Here is a 19950-nt window from a genome sequence, read left to right as displayed (position 1 = left end):
ATGGCGAAGCTTCTGGCCGGATATTTCTGGCATCCAGCCGCCATGCTTTGCGAGAAAAGGGCTCGTGGTCACGCACCAGTGGACATGGATGCGCATCGACCGCCGCCTCTTCGTTGGGTTACCGTACTGGCACGCTGCGTTGCCCCCCGGTGGGCCGAGGAGGAATCCTGTGTCATCGCCCTGCGACCCCCAGTACGCTCCCGCCGGCGATGTGGGCGCAGCGCTCATGATGATCGACTCCCGGCTGAAGGCCATGTACGGCGATGGGGCCGAGACCGATCCCCTACAGCAGCAGCTGACCGAGCAGTTCACCGCGTCACTGGCCCCCAAGGACGCCGATGACCTGGTGGACGGCGCCTGCACGCTCATCTACATGTTCATGCGCTGGCTGCGGATGGCCTACGAGGACCACGGCAAGGACGTCATCGAGTGCGTGGTGCCCGGCCTCGTGGCCTCGCTGCGCATGATGCCCAAGAGCATCCGTCCGGAGGTCATCCCCACCATGGCCGGCCTGGTCGTCGCGGCAGGCACCGGACTCAGCCCCAGCCTGTGGCGCAAGCAGTACGGAGACTGGACGAAGGACGAGATGAACTCCCTGGAAGCAACAGCCCTGTTGCTCGCGGAGCACATCAACCGGCTCACGGACAACCGTGACTTCGCCGCCCGCATGATCGCCGAAGCCATGTCCCGCGCGACCGAAGGCTGACGCTCGGCATCTTCGAGAGAGCCGTGCACGTCGCGAGGGAGCGGGAGACGCAGGGTTACGGGGTCACAGGGCGATCAACCCTGCTGTCGTCTCCCTGAAGCCACACGCCTCGAAGTAGAACGACCGCAGGTGCTCCTCGAAGTCGACATGCAGCCACTCACACCCCGCGGCACGGCTTCCCTCGGCAGCTGCCTTGATCAGCGCGGCTCCCACCCCGTGCGAACGATTGCGCTGAGCCACGACCGTATCCAGAACGAACGCATGGACTCCGCCGTCCCAGGCGACGTTGACGAACCCGACCAGACGATCGCCTTCCCAGGCGCAGACCCAGCCGAGGCTGTGACGGTGAAGTCTGGCGCGCCAGTCCGTCTGCCCGACCGGATAACCGAACCCTTCGGCATGCAGCTCGTTGAGAGCCGAGTTGTCCACGTCGCCCCGCCACTCATACGTGATCGTCATGGTCCGAACCTAGTGGCCATCAGAACCGGGCCCGCCTTTTCCGTGCCTTTGCATCTGCTACGCGCTCGATCTGCTGGGCAGCGAGTTCGCCCACCCCCTGCACAGCGTCGCCGCGCTGAGCGCCGGTGACGTCGTCGAGCACCTGGAGACCCTGCCCTGGCGGGAGGACCCCTGGTACAGCGGCGACTGGGTCGACACCCTGGGTACCGCCGTCATGTGGAACCGCCGTCAGGGAGTCCGCGAACGGTCCGGAGCGCTCGACGCCCTGTTCGGCTGGCTGCTCACCCACATCGACCCGCACTCGGGCCTGTGGGGTGAACCCAGTGCCACCGACGGCCTGATGCGGGTCGTCAACGGCTTCTACCGCGCCAGTCGCGGCACGTTCGCACAGTACGGACTGCCCGTGCCCCACCCCGAGCGGACCATCGACTCCGTGCTCCGGCACGCCCGCGACGACCGCTACATCCGCCGCGACAGGCAGACCGCCTGCAACATCCTGGACATCGCCCATCCGCTGTGGCTGACCCGCGCCACCGGGTATCGCGCGGACGAAGTGGTCTCCGTGGCACGGCAGTTGCTGGCAGACGAGCTCCAGCACTGGGTGGACGGCGAAGGGTTCGCCTTCCGCGCCCCGCACCCCACCACCGCGGGCGATCGGCACACCCGACCCGGCTTGCAGGGTACGGAGATGTGGCTCGCCATCATCTGGTACCTCGCCGACCTGGCCGGTGTCTCCGACGCACTCGGCTACCGACCGCGTGGCATCCACCGGCCTGAACCGGCCCTCTGAGAAGACTCGCAACCGCCCGACCGGCCGGAGCCGCTCACCTTCGTCTGTCCGGTCCATTCGATGGGCGAATCGACGTCACACCCCACGTAACCTCTTGCCCGTGCCGACCTCCCGCCTTCACCGCGTCGCCGTCCTCGTGCTCGAGGGTGCGAAGCCGCTCGATGTCGGCATTCCCGCGCAGGTCTTCACGACGCGCGCGAGCATGCCGTACGAGGTGCGGGTGTGCGGCGCGACGCCCGGCCTCGTGACCGGCGGCGACGGCCTGTCGTACCACGTCGATCACGGCCTCGACGCACTCGCGTGGGCCGACATCGTCTTCGTCCCCGGCTACCGGTTCCCGGACCGTGACGACCCGCCGCAGGGTGTCGTCGACGCCCTGATCGCCGCCCACGCCCGGGGCGCGCGGCTCGCCGCCATCTCGACGGGTGCCTTCGCACTCGCCGCGACGGGGCTGCTCGACGGCAGACGCGCCACGACGCACTGGCACTACACGCGGGCACTCATGGCCAGGCATCCGCTCGTCCAGGTCGACGAGAACGTGCTCTTCGTCGACGAGGGCAGCGTGCTCACCTCGGCCGGCGCCGCCTCCGGCATCGACCTGTGTCTGCACATCCTGCGCGGCGACCTCGGGGTGGCCGCCTCGAACCACGCGGCCCGCCGACTGGTCGCGGCCCCCTACCGCAGCGGCGGCCAGGCCCAGTACGTGCCGCGCAGCGTCCCCGAGCCGCTCGGCGAGCGCTTCGGCGCCACCCGCGAGTGGGCGCTGCACCGGCTCGGTGAGCCGCTCACCCTCGAGATACTGGCGCGGGAGGCCGGGGTCTCGGCACGCACGTTCTCCCGGCGCTTCGTCGAGGAGACCGGCTACACGCCGATGCAGTGGGTGATGCGCGCCCGCATCGATCTGGCCCGCGAACTGCTCGAGCGGTCGCAGCGCAGCGTCGAACAGATCGCCACCGACGTCGGCCTCGGTACCGGCGCGAACCTGCGCCTGCACTTCCAGCGCATCCTCGGCACCACACCGAGCGAGTACCGGCGCACCTTCACCCGGGGTGAGTAATCTCGCCCGGCGCCGTATGGCGGGATCCTTTTGAACCATGGCGATCTCGCCACTGTCAGCGACAGGCGCCGCGAGCGAGCCTGGTGGTGAAGGGAAGGGACACCACTCATGACTCGCATCGCCATCAACGGATTCGGCCGCATCGGACGCAATGTGCTGCGCGCACTGCTCGAACGCGACAGCGCCCTCGAGATCGTCGCCGTCAACGACCTCACGGAGCCCGCCACGCTCGCCCGGCTGCTCGCCTACGACAGCACCGCAGGCCGGCTCGGTCGACCGGTGACCGTCGACGGGAACGCCCTCGTCGTCGACGGCCGTCGCATCACGGTGACGGCCGAGCGCGAACCGGCACAGCTGCCGTGGGCCGAACTCGGCGTGGACATCGTCCTGGAGGCCACCGGCCGCTTCACCTCGGCCAAGGCCGCCGGCGCGCACCTCGACGCGGGCGCGAAGAAGGTGCTCGTCAGCGCGCCGTCGGACGGCGCCGACGTCACGCTCGCGTTCGGGGTCAACAGCGACTCCTACGACCCGGCCGTGCACACGATCGTCTCGAACGCCTCCTGCACCACCAACGCGCTCGCGCCGCTGGCCAAGGTGCTCGACGACCTCGCCGGTATCGAGCACGGGTTCATGACGACGGTGCACGCCTACACGCAGGAGCAGAACCTCCAGGACGGTCCGCACCGCGACGCCCGTCGCGCCCGGGCCGCCGGCGTCAACATCGTGCCCACCACGACCGGCGCCGCCAAGGCGATCGGCCTGGTGCTGCCGAACCTCGAAGGCAAGCTGTCGGGCGACTCGATCCGCGTACCGGTGCCGGTGGGCTCGATCGTCGAACTCAACACGACCGTCGCCCGCGACGTGACCCGCGACGACGTACTCGCGGCGTACCGCACCGCCGCGGAGGGACCGCTCGCCGGCGTCCTCGAGTACTCGGAGGACCCGCTCGTGTCGTCCGACATCGTGGGCAACCCCGCCTCGTCGATCTTCGACTCGGCCCTCACCCGCGTCGACGGCCGCCACGTCAAGGTGGTCGCCTGGTACGACAACGAGTGGGGCTTCTCCAACCGCGTGATCGACACGCTGGAGCTCCTCGCCGCCGGCTGACCGGGCGCCGGGGCGGCATCCCGTCTCCGGCGGCCGTGCCACGCAGCCATCAGGCTATGGCGCGTCCGCTGCGGGCAGCCCGCAGAGGTCGAGCAGTTCGTGGAGGCGCTCCGTAGAGAGGCTCGGGTTGGCCGCGGCTCCTTCCGCGGTTTCCGGCCCTTGCAGCAGCGTCGAGACGAGTTCGGCCGGCAGAAGAGGGTTGCCTGCGGCGGCCAGGCGGACACGGGCGTCGGGATCGGTGAGCAAGTGGACGGGCGGCTGCCGCAGTGTTGTGTCGGCGGCCGCCCGTGCTCGTACCTCCGGATCCTCGTGACCGAGGAAGTCCTCCAGACCGGTCCGGGGCAGTTGCGGCAGTGTCAACAGGTACGGGCGCTGCCGGGGCGTGGCGATGAAGGCGTCGAGAACCGTCCTGGCGGACGCGAGCGGGTGGTTGTAGGCGAGCAGGTGCCGTACGTCCGTATCGGGGTCGTCCGCCAGGAGGTCCACGAGTGCCTCGGGAAGTCCGGGGCAGGTCGCGGCGACTCGGCGCAGCAGCGGATGCTCGGACCTCGCGCAGGTGCTGTACCAGCCGGTGTCCGGCTCCAGGAACATCTCGGCGACCGGCCCGACATCCTCGGCGGAGCGCTGGGCAACTCGGTCGATGGCATCGCGCTGCTCCCAGGTGCGCGGCAGCGTCTGGATCCGCGCCCGCATCCGCACCGTCTCGTTGGTGTCCTGGGACAGTTCCGCCAGTGTCGAGGGATCGAGGTCGGCCCTGCTGGCGATGCGTTCACGAATCCTGGGATCACGGTGGCGTGCAAGCCGCAGTACGGCATCGGCGGGCGTGTACGGATTGTGAGCCAGACCCCAGAGGTTTCGATCCTCGGCGAGGCACGCATCGACCACGGTGCGGGAGACGGCGTAATTGGTGAGCAGGACCCTTCGGTGGTGGCAGTCCGGGTCCGGCAGATCGGCCTCCATCGCCGCAGGATCCAGACTTCGGCTGTGATCGCGTGCGGCGTCGCGCACCGCGGGATCCGGGTCTGCCAGCAGGTCCGCGCGTTGAGCTGGGCTGAGCCACGTCCACAGCCGCGCTGCCAGAGCCCGCAGTCCGGGGTTCGTGTGGCCGGCCATCCTGCGACGGAAGGACGACGGGATCTGTCCGGAGAATCCCAGCTCCTCCCCGATCTCGGTGGCCGAGAGGAACGGAGCGGCGCCGGGGGCGTCCTGCGCTGTCAGCAAGGTCTCCAAGACGTCGTCAGGCAGTGCTTCGACCCTGCCGAACCGCGGGCGAGGACCCCCGGCGAGGGAACCGCGTACGCGTGCGTCGGCATCGTCGACCAGTCGACCGCGCTGTGTGGGAGCGACATGACGGTTACGAGCGAGCGCTCTGCGGATCTCCCGCCGCGGATGCGCGATCACCGCGTCGACGACGTCAGCGGGCAGCTCACGCTGCTCGCACAGGACCGTCCAGGCTGTGCTTGCTGTCGTGTCCAGCAGCCGCAGCAACACCTCGGACGGCGCGGACGAGTTGGCTGCCACGCCCCGCAGCCACGGTTCCATCAGGGGTGAGGTGGACATCGGAGCATCCTGCCATCTGATGTCACGGTTTCGAGTCGGGGCAGAAGCATGGGTTGTTGACGACTTCGTGTCATAGCCTCGTACATGAGGCCGTCAGTGCTGTGTGTGTCCACATTGGGGAGGCGTCCGTGTTCGGTAGGGGCACGCGGTTGTTCGCCGGCGCGGTGATCGTGGCTTGTGGGGCGCTCGTCGGCCACGGTGCGGTGGGCAGTGCTCTCTTCGGCAAGTCGGTGTCTGCCGGTGCGGTCAAGAAGGTCGTTGCGAACCGGGTGATGACGTGGAATCTGTGCAACCCGTGCGAGGAGAGCAACGTCGATCGGGCGGCGGAGATCGCCGAGTACGCGCCGCAGGTCATTGCCGTGCAGGAGGCGTGCGCGCCTGACGTGAAGAAGATCCGCGACTATCTGGAGAGCCTTTTCGGGCTGGTCTACCACGTCGAGTACGGGTCGGTTCTGCAGAACTGGGGCCGCTGCGGGGGAGCGCCGTGGAATCCGGGAGGCTACGGTCAGGCGCTTCTGTCGGCGGCTCCGATGACGGATCGCGTCAGCGTGGAGTACCCCGACGGCGGATCCGAGGACCGCGGCTACATGGCCGTCACCACCAGGGTGGGCGGCAAGGCTGTCCGGGTCTTCAACACGCACCTTGCTCAACGACGGCAGGAAGAGGTTCGGGCGGAGCAGGTCGGCGTACTCGCCAAGGAAATCGCCCGCCATGACCGTGCCATCGTCCTCGGCGACTTCAACGCCGTGCCGGACGCTCCCGAGCTGTCCCCGATCTGGGCGCTGGCCATGGACACCGACCCGCAGTGCCGTCCCTCGTCCATGGGTGTCTGCGAGCCGACCACTGACTGGCAGAGCAAGTTCGACTACGTCTTCCTGCGGGGCATCACCTCGCTCACGCACCGCGTGCACCCCAGCCGGTACTCGGACCACAAACCGCTGCAGGCCGACCTGGACCCTGCGTAGGTCGTGCCAATGCCGTTGAAGTCAGTGTTCCCTGGGGAGCAGTTCGTCGAGTTGTGCACCGTCTGCCCAGCGTTCCAACGCCAGGTTGTCCAGCAGGAAGGTGTTGCCTTCGCGTAGTGCCCATCGGATGTCTCGGGCCTGGAAGGTGCCTCGGTGTACGACCAGGTGGAGAAGTGAGTCCGGGTCCTCCCGGTGGGTGTGGGCGTGGGGGAGGGCCTCGTCGGGTAACGGCTCCGCGACCGGACGGAAGGCCACGTCGAGTCGGCGGCCGTCCGGATGCCGGGCGCACAGGCGTGGCCGGTCCGGTGCGGGTAACAGCCGAACCCTCCACTGGTCGCGGCGCAGCATCCGTGCCACCGCCAGGGCCAGGCCCTGGATGTCGAGGTCGAACAGTTCCTGCGGGGTGTAGTGGCCGCGGCGGCGTCGAGCGTCCGGGCGGCGGCGCCTGAACCCGATGACGAGGACGACCGCCAGGAGGAGTACGCCGGTGACCGGGACGACGATCCCGGCGGCGCGGGAACCCACGACAAGGCCGGCTACGACCGTGCACACCGCCACCGCCAGGACGGCGAACGCGGGCAGGACATCGCGGAACCTGGGTCCATAGCGGCCCTGGGCGCGCAGTCGGCGTACCGTGTCCCGTTTTCGGTGGCGCTGTTCCTCGGCCGGCTCGGACGTCCATGACGGGCGTGCCACAGTGTCAGCCCCCCTGCATCTGCTTGCGCCGATTCCGGAGGGATACCCCGCGAGCCGAACGAATGCTCGATCGGCGGTCGGGAACCGGCCAAGCGGCCGGGCGCACGGATGCACTGGGCGGCGCAAGGTCCGGGTGGTGGTGGCTCAGTGCGCCGCGTGGTGCCTCGTACGGCCGACGGGGGAGGACCGCCGTATCGATGTGACATGGATCATGGAGAGTGGGGCGGGATCTTGGAATTCCTCGTTCCGCGCCGCTGCTGCAATCGTTATGGGCTCACCATGCCCTGGGGGACGCCGGGCAATGATGCCGGGCCCGGGAGCCGCACCATCGTGGTCCCGCCCCGCTCCCTCGATTCTCTTGCACCGCCTCTGAAAGGTTCACCTGCGCCATGCCACTGGCTCTCCTGGCCCTGGCTGTTGTCGCCTTCGGCATCGGCACGACCGAGTTCGCCACGATGGGACTGCTGCCCCAGATCGCTGACGGGATCGGGGTGTCCGTGCCGCAAGCGGGCAATATCGTCTCCGCCTACGCGCTCGGTGTCGTCGTCGGTGCCCCCGTGCTGACGGGCATCGGCGCGCGCATACCCCACAAGCGGCTGCTGCTGCTCCTGTCCGGGCTGTTCGTCATCGGCAACGTCGCGTCCGCGCTCGCCCCCGACTTCGGTCTGCTCTTCGCCGCACGTTTCCTGGCCGGTCTGCCCCACGGAGCGCTGTTCGGTGTGGGCGCGGTCGTGGCGTCCCGGCTGGTAGCGCCCGACCGGGCCGCACGCGCGGTGTCGAAGATGTTCCTCGGACTGACCGTCGCCAACATCGTCGGCGTCCCGGCCGGTACGGCGCTCGGTCAGCAGCTCGGCTGGCGGTCCGCCTACGTCGCGGTGGCCGTCATCGGACTCGTCGCTCTCGCCGCGCTGGCCGTCTTCGTCCCCCACCAGCCCCGCGGCGAGCAGTCCGGCGTCGGGCGCGAGCTGCGCGCGATGGGCAACAAGCAGGTGGTCATCGGCCTGGCCACCGCGATCGTGGGATTCGGCGGGTTCTTCGCCGTCTACAGCTACCTGGTGCCCATGCTGACCAACGTGACGGGCCTGTCCGACTCCTCGACGACGCTGGTCCTCGCGCTCTACGGCGTCGGCATGACGCTCGGCACCCTGGTCGCGGGCCCGCTCACGGACCGCGCCCTGCGGCCGACGCTGTACGCGGGGCTCGCCCTGCTGACCTCGGCACTCGTGGTGTTCTACTTCGCCGTCCACAGCACCGTGCCCGCCCTGGTGACGATCACCCTCATCGGCGCGATGGGCGCCCTCATCACCACGCCCGTCCAGATGCTGCTGATGGCCAAGGCGAAGGACGCTCCGACCATGGCCGCGGCCTCCAACCACTCCGCCTTCAATCTGGCCAACGCGGGCGGCGCCTGGCTCGGCGGCCTCGCCATCTCCGCGGGCTGGGGCTGGACCTCGCCGGCCCTGGTCGGCGCGGCCCTTGGCGTGGCCGGGCTGGGACTGGCGTTCATGGGCGGTGTCATGGACCGGGGCGGCCGACGCTCCGAGGTGATCACGTCGTCGGGCGCGCAGACCGAGCAGGTCACCGCCGCTCCGTAGGGGGAGTGGGCGGCTCAGTCCCAGAGCGGATAGGACACGGTCTGCGCGTACCGCTCGGGCCGCCCGTCCGTGTACTCGAGCGTGATCCGGGAGTAGTGCGAGAGCTGGGGCCGCTTCTTCCAGGGCTGTGGGTGGTCGAGCCGTACGGTCACCGGGTAGGCGTGGAAGCGGCCTGCCGCGCAGTACGGCTTGCAGTCGTTGACCCAGTTCACGCCCTTCGCCCGCGCCGAACCCGTACCCCACTGCGACCAGTGCAGCGAGGTCAGGCGACTGTTGCCGTCACCGCAGGCGAGCATGAAATCGGTCGGACGTATGTGCGGGTGCCAGAAGCAGTCGACGAGGACCGGAAGAACGGTGGGCTGCTGTGCGATCTGCGCGGCCGGTGCCGGGACGGACCGGGCCGCGGGCGGCGTGCCTGCCGCGGTGGCCAAGGAGGCGACCGCGCAGAGCGTGACCGCCGTCGTGAGTGCGCGCATACGCATAGCCGCTCCCCGCTGCCGCCCGCCGACAGATGTCCCAGTTCCGACGCTACGACCGGGGGCGTGAACGCACCACTCGAACGGAGGAGTGCGCCACCGATTCATCCCGGCCGGTCACGGCAGCTCGAAGCGATGGCGCGGAGCCGACCAGTTCGCCGCCGTCGCGACCGCCCGTTCGACGTCCTCGGCGAGGAGGAACCGGCGCGCCGCGAGGTCTTCGGCGGCGGCCCTGATCGCGGCGGTGCACTCGGCCGCGTCCCGATGGCGTCTCTGGACGCTCGGACGGGGGTCGCCGGTGATCAGGCGTTCGTCCTCCGTCGCGGCGAAGGGGAACGTGGAGCCGCTGAACTCGTGCAGCGCGCCGTGGCCCTGACCGGGCGCGCGAGTGTTCCAGCCGGTGTAGGTGGGGCCAGTTGCGTGGAGAAGGAGCTGCGCAGGATGTCCGGGTCGGAGCGGGTCAGGTTGCCCCACACCAGGTCGAAGTCGCCGCCCTGGAGTGTGGTGGCGAACTGGCTGACCTGGCCCTGCTTGAGCGCCACGTCGATCCGGACGTCCTTCAGCTGCTGCTGGACCAGCTCCAGTGCGGGCTGGTTGGTGGCCGCGTTGGGGAACCAGCTGATGGCCAGGCTCAGCTTCTTGCCGTCCTTGACGCGGACGCCGTCGCCGTCGGCCTTCCAACCGGCCTCGTCCAGCAGGGACTTGGCCTCGGCCGCATCGAAGACGAGGTCCGAGGAGAGATCGGTGTAGTCGGGCGTGGTGTGCGCCAGGACGCTGGTCGCCGGCTTGGTGCCGGTCGGGAACACCGTGTCGGCGATCTGCTTGCGGTCGACGGCGGCGAGGATCGCCCGGCGCACCTTCGCGTCCTTGACGGGAGCCGCGAGTTGTTGATGCCCAGCCCGAACACCACACCGGGGTCGGCCCGGCGCAGGAGGGTGACCTGGCCGCCCTTGAGCGCCGCCTCGTTGGCCTTGCCGACGCTGCTGATCGCGTCCACCTGGCCGGACTGGAGGCTTCCGGCCCGCACCCCCGCCTCGGGCACCACCTTGAACACCAGCTTGTCCAGGTAGGCCTCGCCCTTCTTGGACCACAGCGAGGAGCCCCAGTCGTAGCCGGTGCGATTGGCCAGGGTGATCGACTGGTTCTGCACGTACTGCTTCAGTACGAACGGTCCGGTCCCGACCACACCGTCGCTGCACTTCTGCTGCGGGGTCTTCTTCACGCTCGCCGACGACTCGATGCCCAGCGAGTGGGTTGAAGTCGCCTGGAGGAACTGCGCGTTGGGCTCCTTGAAGGTCACCTTGACGGTGAGCGGGTCCACCGCGGCGGTGCTCTTGACGCTGCTCAGATAGCCCTGGGCGAGGACGCCCAACGCGCCGAGCTTCGGGACCGCGTCGAAGTTGTCCTTGACCACCTGCGCGGTCAACTCGGAGCCGTCGCTGAAGGTGACACCCGAGCGCAGATGGAACGTGAACTCCGTCGCGTCGGCGTTGATGTCCCAGCTCTTGGCCAGCCACGGCACGATCTTGCCGGTCTCGGGGTTCTGGTCGGTCAGGGAGTCCACGGTCTGACGTACCGAGTAGATGCTTTCGTTGCTGCCGACCTGCTGCGGGTCCACGCAGCCGGCGTCAGAACCCACCGCGAAGGTCAAGGTGCCGCCGGACTGCGGCCGACTGCTTCCGCTGCCGGAGCCGGTGCTGCCCGATCCGCAGGCGGTCAGCAGAACACTGGTCGTCAGGAGGGCGGCGAGGGGCGCCCATCGGGAGGTTCTGAAATCCGGAAGTGCTGTCACGGAGGGGTCTCTCCTAGTCGTGTCACCAGGCAAGGGGGTGCTCGGCTCCCCGGAATCGCTGACCGGACTCCTCACCGAACTCGCCCGGTCCGTCGACGGCATACGGCTGCACCCCGCCGTCCTCGCCGACGACCTGCCCGTCCTGGCCGACCGGGTCCTGCCCGCCCTGGCCGCCGCCGGCCTTCACCACCCGCCCAACCCCGGCGACACGCTGCACACCACGCTCGGCCTGCCCCGCCCCGCCGGCCGATTCGCCGCCGCGACCACGAACGCCTGAGGTGACCGCCATGACCGAACCGTCCTCCCGACCCCAGCTCCACCTCGGCCTGTTCTTCACCGGAGTGGGACCCCAGCTGATCTGGACCGACCCCGACGCCCCCTCGCACACCGCCATCGAGACCTCCGTCGACGTGGTACAAACCCTGGAGCGGGGGCTCTTCGACGCCTTCTTCCTCGGCGAGGGACTGCGAGTGCGGGAGAACCGGGGAAGGATCTTCGCCCTCGACGTCGCAGGCCGCCCCGACGCCGTCACCCAGCTGTCCGCCGTTACCGAACGGATCGGCCTGGTGGCCACCCAGAACACCACCTACAACTACCCGGCCGACCTCGCGCGCCGCCTGGCCGGCCTCGACCTGCTGACCGGGGGCCGGGCCGGCTGGAACATCGTGACCACCCGACAACGCCTGGACCGGAGCCGACTTCCGGCACGGCGGCTGGCTGGAACACGAACGCCGCTACGACCGTGCGGGACAGTTCGTCGACCCCGCGAAGGAACTGTGGTCGTCCTCCCGGCCGGTGGAGCGCGACACCGACCTGGTCCGGTTCCGCGCGACCGCCACCGTCCCGGCCGGCCCCCAGGGCAGGCCGGTGCTGTTCCAGGCCGGAGACTCCGACGGCGGCCGCGAACTCGCCGCCCGTCACGCGGACGTCGTCTTCTCCGCCAACACCGAGTACGGCAAGGCCGTCGCCTACGCCGCCGACCTGCGCGACCGGCTGGCCCGGCACGGCCGCTCCCCGGACTCGCTGCGGATCCTGCCGGGCGCGAGCGTCGTCCTCGGCGACACACCGTCGGAGGCGGAGGAGAAGGCCCGCTGGGTGCGCGGCGAACAGATCAACGGGCCCCGGGCGATCGCCTGCCTGGAGCAGTACTGGGGCATCGACCTGTCCGCCTACGACCCGGACGGACCGCTGCCCGACATCGAGCCCAGCGAGGACGAACTCGACCCCTCACGCGGCACGATCTCGATCGCGCACCGCACCGGCAAGGCGGCCCTGATCCGCAAGTGGCGCGAACTGGCGTCCGAACGGGGCCTGTCGATACGGCAGTTGGTGCTGGAAGTGGCACCGGGCCACCCGGCGTTCACCGGCACGCCGTCGGCCGTCGCCGACGAATGGACCCGCTACGTCACCACCCGAACCGTCGACGGATTCAACATCGTGCCGCACCTGCTCCCGTCCTCGGTCACCGACATCGTCGACAAGCTGGTACCGGAACTCCAGAGCCGAGGTGTCTACCGCACCGAATACCGGGGCACCACCCTGCGCGACCATCTGGATCTGCCGCCGCGCGCCGACTGAGTGCGAAGGCAACGGGTTCCAGCGGCCGGATCAGCTCAGCGCTGCGAGCGTGAAGTGCCGCACCTGAAGCGGTGCGACGAGGTACTCGTCCTCGCCCGGCAGCACCACGGGCTGGTCACGCCAGTGCTCGCCGGCGTAGTGGACCAGATCCTCCTCGCTGCGCCAGCGACTGACGTACAGCAGCGAGTGGGGCGGCGCGAGGAGCACCTCGTGGTCCATCAGCCCGGGGTAGCGGCCGGGAAACTCACGTACCGCGGAGACGATCATGTCGTGGAACGCGTCGAAACGTTCAGGACGGACGCGTGCCTCACTCACCCTGATGATCACAGTCGTCAGGGTGCCACGCGAGCAGGTGCGGCGCCACACCTGGACCAGCCGCAATCAGTCCATGAGCGCCCGCACTTGGCGGTGGCCGGCTTGTCCGCGCGACCAGATGTGCGTCAGGCGGCGCGGGTTCGCGCGGTCCCAGGTGTCGTGGTCCATGACGGCAACGGCGTCGGACAGCCGCCACCGCCAGGAACTCCATGAGGCTTGGGGCACTTCCAGCAGGCCGTCGAGGCGCGCGATGGCCGAGGCCGCGAGCGTGCCCACGGGCCATGGCTCCCACGACGCGACGGTGTCGGTGAGGGCATGTGATTCGATCAGGTGCAGGAGGGACGGTGCGACGGGGAGGTAGGGACTGCTGCCGTCGACGTCGGTGCCCACACTGCCGTCGGTGTGGATCAGGTCCCGGCACGGCTTCGACACCCGCTCGCCGGTCCATTCGAAGTACCAGCCGCCTCTTCCGGGGTCCTGCCATGCACGAGTCTTCATGCCGAGGTGGTCGTACCCCCACCTCCGCACGGACTCGTACCGCTCCCCGTCCACGACCAGGCTACGGCGTACCTCGTAACGCAGACCTGCGAACTTCTGCTCGAATCCCTCGCATCGGATGAGGAGATCCATCGGGGCGGGGACGAGTTTCCCCGCATGATCGTGCACTTGCCAGAACTCCATCGGCAGCCCGAACCGGGCGGGGCGCTCACGCCGGCCTGTCCGATCCAGGAATTCCTGTGCGCGCAGTGAGAGCTCGGACGGGTCTTCCAGGATGTGCATGCTGTACTTCATTTCCCAGGAAGGTACGGCTGTCGGGCGAGGAGGCGGTCAGCTGAAAGCGTCGGTCATGCAGTCCCTCCGGCAGTCCGCGGCCTCGAAGCGCAGGCGTAGGGCCGCAGCTGCCTCTTCGCGTTCCACGGAGGCGTATCCGTAATGCCGGCACGCCACCTTGTGCACGTCCCCGACGGTGATGATGGCCGGCTCGCCCGGTGTGGCCTGGCGGCGGGCCTCGGCGATCGCCATGTCCGCGGCACGCAGCAGGTTCCTGGAACGGTCCCGGGTCACGGACGCCTGGGCCCGTTTCGCCGAGAAAGGGCGCAGGACTCGCCCACGCCAGAGGGAGCCGGCGGCGACGAGAAGGAGGCCGAGTGCTATGAACAGGACTCCGCCGGGGTCGTAACGCATGGGCTCAGTCTCCACCACATCCCGCCCGGAGTGGCAGCGGGTCTCGCTCGGCACAGGTCAGGAGATGGCCCGGAGAGTGCTGTGCTGTCGGCGTCGGTGGTGGAGTTCTTCGACGGCTGCGGCGGTCTCGTCATCCGCGGGGAGAAGGATGGTCAACTGCTGGTCATCCGCCGGGAGTTCGAGGGTTTCCCGCAGCAGCCGCAGCTCGCATCCGGTTGGATGGTTGACCCGGAGGACTCCGCGCTGCGGAACGACGTGCCGGTTCAGGCGGTGGGTCAGATCGGGGCCGGCGAGGGGTGCGAGTTGTGTGGTGAACCACTCGGAGCTCGCCGCGGAGGGGGCGAGCCACAGGTCGAAGGCCTGCTCGTCGGCGATGTCGTCCCAGTCGGCGAAGAACCTGCGGGCGCGGGAGTCGGTGAAGACATAGCGGGTGAGGTTCGGGGCTTCGGCGTCGAGCAGTCCGCTGCCGTTCGTCACCGACTCGTACGCGGGGGTGTGGGCGAGGATGTCACCCAGCCGGTTGGTCACCACGGCGATGCCCGGTTCGAGGAGGCGGAGTGTCTGCCGAACGGTGTCTCGCACGTGCCGGGGCGGGGGTGCGGGTCGCGCGTGCGCGGTGCATTCTCCGCCTGAGATCTTCGTGAGATAGCGCAGGTGGGCGCGCTCGGAGGGGGAGAGGCTGAGGGCGTCGGCGACAGCGTTGACGACCGCCACCGAGGGATTGCGGTCACGGCCCTGCTCGATGCGGGTCAGATATTCGACGCTGATGCCGGCACGCGCCGCGAGGTCCGTGCGGCGGAGCCCCGGTGAGCGGCGGCGGCCTCGGTCCGGCAGGCCGAGTGTCTCGGGCTGGACACTGTCGCGCTTGCTCCGGATGAAGTCTCCCAACGGCGTACCCATGCTTTGAGGATAGGACGGGCGGGACGGGTCGCGGTGAGTTGAGGGTGGCCCTGCGGGGGCCAGCCTGAGCTCGGCCTGGCTGTCGCTGAGGGCCGACCCGATGGTGGTGGGCATGGACAACAACACGCACAAGCTGGTGGTCATCGTCGCGAGCGTCCGCGAGGGACGGTTCGGCCCGGTGGTGGCCTCCTGGTTCGCCGAACAGGCCGATCTGCACGGGGGTTTCGACGTCGATGTCGTCGATCTGGCCGACGTCGAGATCCCGCTGTCCCTGCCCGCGGCATCGCCGAAGTACGCCGGTGACGACTACCCTCGCCCGGCCGGGATGCAGCCACTGACCACGGCGCTGGAGAGCGCGGACGCGTTCGTCGTCGTCACACCCGAGTACAACCACAGCTACCCCGCCCCTCTGAAGGCCGCCATCGACTGGCACTTCACCCAGTGGACGGCCAAGCCTGTCGCCTTCGTCAGCTACGGCGGCGCGGCGGGCGGCCGCCACGCGATCCTGCACCTGGAGAACGTGCTGACCGAACTGCACGCGGTGACGATCCGCGACGGCCTCGCCTTCCCCAACTACTTCACTGCATGGCACGACGGCCGCCCGCTCGACCCCGAGACCCCCGGGTACGCCAAGACACTGCTCGACCAGCTGGCCTGGTGGGCGGGCGCCCTCAAGTCGGCACGCGAGGTGACCCCTTACCCGGCGTGAGTCCGGCAGGGGACCATCTGCGGCGGAAGACCGGCACAGACCCCCTGCTATCGTGCGCCGATGTCAGCGATCAAGAAGTTCCAAGTCACCTTCGACTGTGCAGAACCCGAGCGTGTGGCTCGCTTTTGGTGTGAGGTGCTGGGGTACGTCGTACCGCCGCCGCCGGAGGGGTTTGCCACGTGGGGCGACTTCGACCGGTCTCTGCCGCCGGAGCGGCAGGGCGCGTCGTTCGCCTGTGGTGATCCTTCGGGTGTGGGTCCGCGGCTGTACTTCCAGCGCGTCCCCGAAGGCAAGGTCGTCAAGAACCGGGTGCATCTCGATGTGCGAGTCGGCACGGGGCTCGTGGGTGAGGAGCGCCTCGCCACTCTCGAAGCCGAGTGCACACGACTCCTTGCGCTCGGCGCGACTCGCGTGCAACTGCTGCGTGCCGATGGCGTCAACGAGTCGTGCATCGTGATGCAGGACGTCGAGGGCAACGAGTTCTGTCTCGACTGAGCATCCTGGGCTCTGCTCAGCGCGGGGCATCGCCGCGGTCGGACACGGCGTCGGTGCAGCACTCGTCTGCTTGTAGGCCGGCGCCGTATTGAAGCCGTCGTGCGGTTTGCACGAGGGGCGCCAGCGGATCTTTCTTGAAGGGGTGCTTGTTCCGCCAGGTCTGGCGGAGTCGTGCCCAGGACGCCAGAACGCTCATGGTCCTGAGGTGGTGGGCCGACGTGGGAGAACACCCGTTCCAGAAGTGAACATGGCGAAGGTAATCGCCACGGTTCGCCACCCCTTCCGCTCAGTAGAAATATCTACCAGCATGAATGTGCCGGGTCCGGCCATCCCGGATGTGGGGGAGCACGTCCCGCTTGCGCGGGCAAATGGATCCCGGAGGACAGCATGCGAACCGTCTCTCGGAAGGCCGTTGAATGGCTGTCGGCAGCAGCCACCGACCCGCGGGAGTGCAAAAGACAGTGGCACAGTGAAGGCGGGACCGCGGTGTTGGGCTGTGGCCGGTTCTGGGATGTGCTGAGCGTGCCGGAGGAGTTGGCCGTACCGGCCCTGGAGGCTCTGCTGGGCATCCCGCAGCCGCCCGGGCCGGCGCTGGTGGACACCGCCGCCCGCCGGGTGGCCTTCTTCCTGCCGCCGGACCCCGAGGGCCGCTGGATAGGCTCGGGCATCCGCTATGCGGGCAAGGGCGCATGGGTCGCGGTGCCCGCCCCGCACCGAGCGGCCGGACGGCTGCGCTGGCTGGTGCCGCCCGACGGCAGCGGGGCGCTGTTCGTGCCCGCGGCGGTGGAACTGGCCCTGCAACTGGCACTCGGACGGCTGGCCGCCCAGGAACGGACCAAGCGGCGCTGTCCCGCCTGTGGGGCATCGGTCCCCGGACCACCCGCCCGGGGCGGCGGCCGGACCGTGTGACACCGGTTCGTTGCCGCGGGGAACCCGGCGCGGCGATCCGCACACCATCGTGCGCCGCCGTCAGTGTGCGGACGCCAGGTCGGCACCGGACGCGCCGGTCAGGACACCTGCGCGCTCCCAGTGGCCCGGGTCGGGCGGGGTGGTGAGCTGTCCCGTGACAGCGGGGCTCAGGGCCATCAGCAGCATCCACTGCGGATCCCGCGTACCCGGAAGTGTCCGGCCGTCGGCCCGCCACTCCCTGACGAGCGCGGCATAGATGGGCGGGTCCGCATGAGGCGGCGGAGCGGGATCGGCGTGCGGGGCGTGCCGGGCCTGGTCGTCCAGGACGAGGCGTCCGGTGGTGGCGGTGCAATTCATGTCCGTGCAACGTGCCCGCGTACGCGGGTGGTACGGGCTGGTCGCGGCGTGGCCCGATCGGATGACGCCGCGTCCGTCGTTCGGGGCCATGTGCTAGTCGCACCAGATCACTGGCGGGGGTGCGCGGGCTGGACTGCACCCCGTTCACGGTGAGTTCTTCGCATTGGGTGCCGAACTCACCGTGAACGGGGGACTTTGAGGGTCGGTCAGCGGGGCTGGGCCAGTTGGGCGGCGAGGAGATGGGAGTCCAGCAGAGTGGTGTCGGCGGTACGGGCGGCTCTGGCGTAGCCGGTGAGCATCCGTTTGGTCAGCACGAGGGCCTGAGGGGAGCGCCGTGAGAGGGGTTTGGTCCAGGTGGTGATGGTGTCGTCCAACTCGTCGAGCGGGGCGACCTTGTGCAGAAGGCCGAGGCGATGGGCGGTGTGGGCGTCGAAGTCGTCGCAGGTGAGCATGAGTTCACGGATCCGGGCGGCGCCGGCCTCGGTGATCAGACGGCCCATGGCGCCGCCCCAGGCGGGTGCGAGCCCGATGCCGACCTCCGGCATGCGGAAGCGGCTGGTGTCCGCGCCCGCGCGGAGGTCGCAGTAGGCGGCGAGCGCGAGGCCGGCGCCGATGACCTTGCCGTGGAGCCGGGCGATGGTGACGGCGTGGGTGTCTTCCAGCGCCTGGCACACGCGGTGGGCCTTGTCCGCGATACGTCGCAGGGTGGCCCCGGTGGGGTCGGTGGCCAGGGCGTCCTGGTACTCCCGGCGGTCGGCTCCCAGGCAGAAGTCGTTGCCCAGGGAGGAGAGCACCAGGATGCGGATGTCGGGCTGGTCGTGGAGGTCGTCGAGGACGGCGAGGAGTGCGTCCAGGACGGCGGCGCTCAGGACGTCGTCCTGTGCGGAGGGGTTGAGCCGGACATGGAGGACGGGTCCGGTTCGACTGAGGGCCAGGGGAGGGGGTAGGGGGGAGGGGTCGGGGGTGTGCGCGGGTTCCCGGTCGGAGGCGAGGGCGGACACGGGAGCGGGGACGGTTGGCGGGTTCATGCCAGTGTTACATCCAGGTTCAGCAGGCGCCTGAACGCCACCCGGGGGGCCGACGCGGGGCGGCGGGCCAGGGTGAGTCTCGGCAGACGGGTGATCATTTGGCGGAGCAGGGTCTGTGCTTCCAGCCGGGCCAGCGGCGCTCCGAGGCAGTAGTGGATGCCCCAACTGAAGGCCAGGTGGCTCGGGTTGCGCCGTGGGTCGAACGAGTCGGGATCGGCGAACCGGGTGGGGTCGCGGTGGGCGGCGCCCACGAGGAGGTGGACCATCTCGCCCGCACCGACCTCGGTGTCGTCCAGGATCGTGTCCTGGGCCGCGATGCGGCTGATCACATGGGTGGGAGGGTCGTAGCGCAAGGACTCCTCCACGAACGACGGCACGAGGTCCGGCTGTTGGGCGAGCAGACTCCAGCGGTCGGGGTCCTCGACCAGCAGGAGCGTCATCGTCGACAGCAGGGTCGCCGTGGTTTCCAGGGCCGCCAGCAGGACGAACAGCGCGAGGAAGTAGACCGCCTCGTCGGCCTTGTCCTGGTCCGGTTCGAGTTCGTCCCAGGTGCGTATCCACTGGGAGACGGGGTCGTCCCCCGGACGTTTTCGCCGTTCGCGCACCAGACCGAGGAAGTAGGTGCGCAGTTCGGCCATGGCGGCGTCGGAACGGGCCAGTTGGCTGGCATTGGGGAGGAGCTCCTGGGTGAAGACCTGGTCGTGGGTCAGTTCACGCAGGCGGGGCCAGTCGGCGCTCGGCAGCCCGAGCCAGTCGCCGATGGTGGCGACGGGCAGTTCCTCGCTCACCAGCGCCGCGAAGTCGGCCTCTCCCGCACGCAGGCGTTCGTCGAGCGAGTCGAGGAGCCGGTCGACCACGTGACTCACCCGGCGACCGATCTGGTCGATGGTGCTGCGGTCGAAGGTGCCCGCCGACCGGCGTACTCGGGTGTGCTCCGGAGGGTTGAGGGCGGGCAGGGTACGGCTGATCTCCCGGGAGGAGGGGGCGCTCCAGCGGGTGCGTGCGCCCTGCTGCTCTCGCCATGCGGTGTCCGGTTCGAGCCAGGTACCGCTGCGGAGCACCTGCTCACAGGTTGCGTAGCTGCTGACGAGTAAACCGCCCCAGGGCGCGGGGCTGACTTCGCCGCGCGCCCTGAGCTCCGCGTAGATGGGGAACGGGTCGGCCTGTCCTTCGGCCGTCCGAAGACGGGAGAACAGGGAAATGGTCGCCCGACGGTCCGAGGACGGAGTCGCGAGACTTCCCACGATGACGGCTCCTTTCTGCCAGCCGCC

Annotated in this window: 23 protein-coding genes and 2 pseudogenes; 11 read left to right on the top strand and 14 right to left on the bottom strand. The window is 69.5% G+C overall.

Going from position 1 to position 19950, the window contains the following annotated elements:
- The first annotated feature begins 169 nt into the window (after window positions 1-169).
- Window positions 170-706 carry a hypothetical protein gene (locus OHU89_RS05020; protein WP_405640162.1) on the top strand — a complete coding sequence of 179 codons (537 nt, stop codon included), beginning with the start codon at window positions 170-172 and terminating at the stop codon, window positions 704-706.
- Between the two features lie 63 nt (window positions 707-769).
- On the opposite strand, the gene OHU89_RS05015 is transcribed toward OHU89_RS05020, so the two are convergent.
- Window positions 770-1165 carry a GNAT family N-acetyltransferase gene (locus OHU89_RS05015; RefSeq protein WP_405640160.1) on the bottom strand — a complete coding sequence of 132 codons (396 nt, stop codon included), beginning with the start codon at window positions 1163-1165 and terminating at the stop codon, window positions 770-772.
- A gap of 214 nt (window positions 1166-1379) precedes the next feature.
- On the opposite strand from OHU89_RS05015, the gene OHU89_RS05010 reads away from it, so the two are divergent.
- From OHU89_RS05010 to gap, 3 genes are all read left to right on the top strand, one after another.
- A complete protein-coding gene (locus OHU89_RS05010) occupies window positions 1380-1955 on the top strand; it encodes a hypothetical protein (RefSeq protein WP_405640158.1) in 576 nt (191 codons plus the stop codon).
- Window positions 1956-2055: 100 nt separating this feature from the next.
- Entirely contained in the window at window positions 2056-3012 is a 957-nt protein-coding gene (locus OHU89_RS05005; RefSeq protein WP_405640156.1) for a GlxA family transcriptional regulator, read from the top strand.
- A 108-nt stretch (window positions 3013-3120) separates the two neighbouring features.
- Window positions 3121-4119: a type I glyceraldehyde-3-phosphate dehydrogenase gene (gap, locus tag OHU89_RS05000; RefSeq protein ID WP_266897245.1), complete on the top strand. Its 999-nt coding sequence runs from the start codon at window positions 3121-3123 to the stop codon at window positions 4117-4119.
- Window positions 4120-4173: 54 nt separating this feature from the next.
- Here the strand turns inward: gap and OHU89_RS04995 are convergent, their stop codons facing one another.
- The gene (locus OHU89_RS04995) at window positions 4174-5679 is read right to left on the bottom strand and encodes a hypothetical protein (RefSeq protein ID WP_405640154.1); all 1506 of its coding nucleotides are present in this window, start codon (window positions 5677-5679) and stop codon (window positions 4174-4176) included.
- A 128-nt stretch (window positions 5680-5807) separates the two neighbouring features.
- Here OHU89_RS04995 and OHU89_RS04990 point away from each other — a divergent pair, with 128 nt between their 5' ends.
- Window positions 5808-6644: an endonuclease/exonuclease/phosphatase family protein gene (locus OHU89_RS04990; RefSeq protein WP_405640152.1), complete on the top strand. Its 837-nt coding sequence runs from the start codon at window positions 5808-5810 to the stop codon at window positions 6642-6644.
- 21 nt (window positions 6645-6665) lie between these two features.
- Here the strand turns inward: OHU89_RS04990 and OHU89_RS04985 are convergent, their stop codons facing one another.
- The gene (locus OHU89_RS04985) at window positions 6666-7340 is read right to left on the bottom strand and encodes a hypothetical protein (protein ID WP_405640150.1); all 675 of its coding nucleotides are present in this window, start codon (window positions 7338-7340) and stop codon (window positions 6666-6668) included.
- A 389-nt stretch (window positions 7341-7729) separates the two neighbouring features.
- Between OHU89_RS04985 and OHU89_RS04980 the strand changes: the two genes are divergently transcribed.
- Window positions 7730-8935 (top strand): MFS transporter, encoded by a 1206-nt coding sequence (locus OHU89_RS04980; RefSeq protein WP_405640148.1) that lies wholly within the window; start codon window positions 7730-7732, stop codon window positions 8933-8935.
- A gap of 14 nt (window positions 8936-8949) precedes the next feature.
- Here the strand turns inward: OHU89_RS04980 and OHU89_RS04975 are convergent, their stop codons facing one another.
- From OHU89_RS04975 to OHU89_RS04960, 4 genes and pseudogenes are all read right to left on the bottom strand, one after another.
- Complete coding sequence (locus tag OHU89_RS04975) at window positions 8950-9417, bottom strand: hypothetical protein (RefSeq protein WP_405640146.1); 468 nt, start codon at window positions 9415-9417, stop codon at window positions 8950-8952.
- 111 nt (window positions 9418-9528) lie between these two features.
- Window positions 9529-9885 (bottom strand): alpha/beta hydrolase domain-containing protein, encoded by a 357-nt coding sequence (locus OHU89_RS04970; RefSeq protein WP_405655097.1) that lies wholly within the window; start codon window positions 9883-9885, stop codon window positions 9529-9531.
- A gap of 29 nt (window positions 9886-9914) precedes the next feature.
- Window positions 9915-11305, bottom strand: a pseudogene (locus OHU89_RS04965) (ABC transporter substrate-binding protein); the annotation flags it as partial.
- Entirely contained in the window at window positions 11226-11492 is a 267-nt protein-coding gene (locus OHU89_RS04960) for a hypothetical protein (protein ID WP_405640144.1), read from the bottom strand. The pseudogene OHU89_RS04965 and the gene OHU89_RS04960, both read right to left, overlap by 80 nt.
- On the opposite strand from OHU89_RS04960, the pseudogene OHU89_RS04955 reads away from it, so the two are divergent.
- Both OHU89_RS04955 and OHU89_RS04950 read left to right on the top strand, forming a co-directional pair.
- Window positions 11491-11823 (top strand): annotated as a pseudogene (locus OHU89_RS04955) (F420-dependent methylene-tetrahydromethanopterin reductase); the annotation flags it as partial. The gene OHU89_RS04960 and the pseudogene OHU89_RS04955 sit on opposite strands and share 2 nt — an antisense overlap.
- Before the next feature lie 97 nt (window positions 11824-11920).
- The gene (locus OHU89_RS04950) at window positions 11921-12781 is read left to right on the top strand and encodes an LLM class flavin-dependent oxidoreductase (protein WP_405654311.1); all 861 of its coding nucleotides are present in this window, start codon (window positions 11921-11923) and stop codon (window positions 12779-12781) included.
- Between the two features lie 30 nt (window positions 12782-12811).
- Here the strand turns inward: OHU89_RS04950 and OHU89_RS04945 are convergent, their stop codons facing one another.
- The 4 genes from OHU89_RS04945 to OHU89_RS04930 all read right to left on the bottom strand — a co-directional run bounded on the left by OHU89_RS04945 (window position 12812) and on the right by OHU89_RS04930 (window position 15181).
- Window positions 12812-13096, bottom strand: a complete 285-nt coding sequence (locus OHU89_RS04945) for an antibiotic biosynthesis monooxygenase (RefSeq protein WP_405640142.1) — start codon at window positions 13094-13096, stop codon at window positions 12812-12814.
- Window positions 13097-13162: 66 nt separating this feature from the next.
- On the bottom strand, window positions 13163-13888 hold the full coding sequence (locus OHU89_RS04940) for a hypothetical protein (protein WP_405640141.1): 726 nt from the start codon (window positions 13886-13888) through the stop codon (window positions 13163-13165).
- A gap of 36 nt (window positions 13889-13924) precedes the next feature.
- Complete coding sequence (locus OHU89_RS04935; RefSeq protein WP_405640140.1) at window positions 13925-14281, bottom strand: hypothetical protein; 357 nt, start codon at window positions 14279-14281, stop codon at window positions 13925-13927.
- A 57-nt stretch (window positions 14282-14338) separates the two neighbouring features.
- Window positions 14339-15181, bottom strand: a complete 843-nt coding sequence (locus tag OHU89_RS04930; RefSeq protein ID WP_405640138.1) for a helix-turn-helix domain-containing protein — start codon at window positions 15179-15181, stop codon at window positions 14339-14341.
- A 112-nt stretch (window positions 15182-15293) separates the two neighbouring features.
- Between OHU89_RS04930 and OHU89_RS04925 the strand changes: the two genes are divergently transcribed.
- The 3 genes from OHU89_RS04925 to OHU89_RS04915 all read left to right on the top strand — a co-directional run bounded on the left by OHU89_RS04925 (window position 15294) and on the right by OHU89_RS04915 (window position 17294).
- Complete coding sequence (locus tag OHU89_RS04925) at window positions 15294-15890, top strand: NADPH-dependent FMN reductase (protein WP_405640136.1); 597 nt, start codon at window positions 15294-15296, stop codon at window positions 15888-15890.
- Between the two features lie 60 nt (window positions 15891-15950).
- Window positions 15951-16385 carry a VOC family protein gene (locus OHU89_RS04920; protein WP_266897285.1) on the top strand — a complete coding sequence of 145 codons (435 nt, stop codon included), beginning with the start codon at window positions 15951-15953 and terminating at the stop codon, window positions 16383-16385.
- A gap of 387 nt (window positions 16386-16772) precedes the next feature.
- Complete coding sequence (locus OHU89_RS04915) at window positions 16773-17294, top strand: bifunctional DNA primase/polymerase (RefSeq protein ID WP_405640134.1); 522 nt, start codon at window positions 16773-16775, stop codon at window positions 17292-17294.
- A 60-nt stretch (window positions 17295-17354) separates the two neighbouring features.
- Here the strand turns inward: OHU89_RS04915 and OHU89_RS04910 are convergent, their stop codons facing one another.
- From OHU89_RS04910 to OHU89_RS04900, 3 genes are all read right to left on the bottom strand, one after another.
- Window positions 17355-17651: a hypothetical protein gene (locus tag OHU89_RS04910; RefSeq protein ID WP_405640132.1), complete on the bottom strand. Its 297-nt coding sequence runs from the start codon at window positions 17649-17651 to the stop codon at window positions 17355-17357.
- Window positions 17652-17857: 206 nt separating this feature from the next.
- Window positions 17858-18679, bottom strand: a complete 822-nt coding sequence (locus OHU89_RS04905; protein ID WP_405640130.1) for an enoyl-CoA hydratase/isomerase family protein — start codon at window positions 18677-18679, stop codon at window positions 17858-17860.
- Entirely contained in the window at window positions 18676-19923 is a 1248-nt protein-coding gene (locus OHU89_RS04900) for a cytochrome P450 (protein ID WP_405640128.1), read from the bottom strand. The genes OHU89_RS04905 and OHU89_RS04900 overlap by 4 nt, the downstream gene beginning before the upstream one ends.
- Window positions 19924-19950: the final 27 nt, after the last annotated feature.

Source organism: Streptomyces sp. NBC_00019 (assembly GCF_045041015.1).
GTDB lineage: Bacteria > Actinomycetota > Actinomycetes > Streptomycetales > Streptomycetaceae > Streptomyces.
This window is presented reverse-complemented; position numbering and strand designations above follow the sequence as displayed.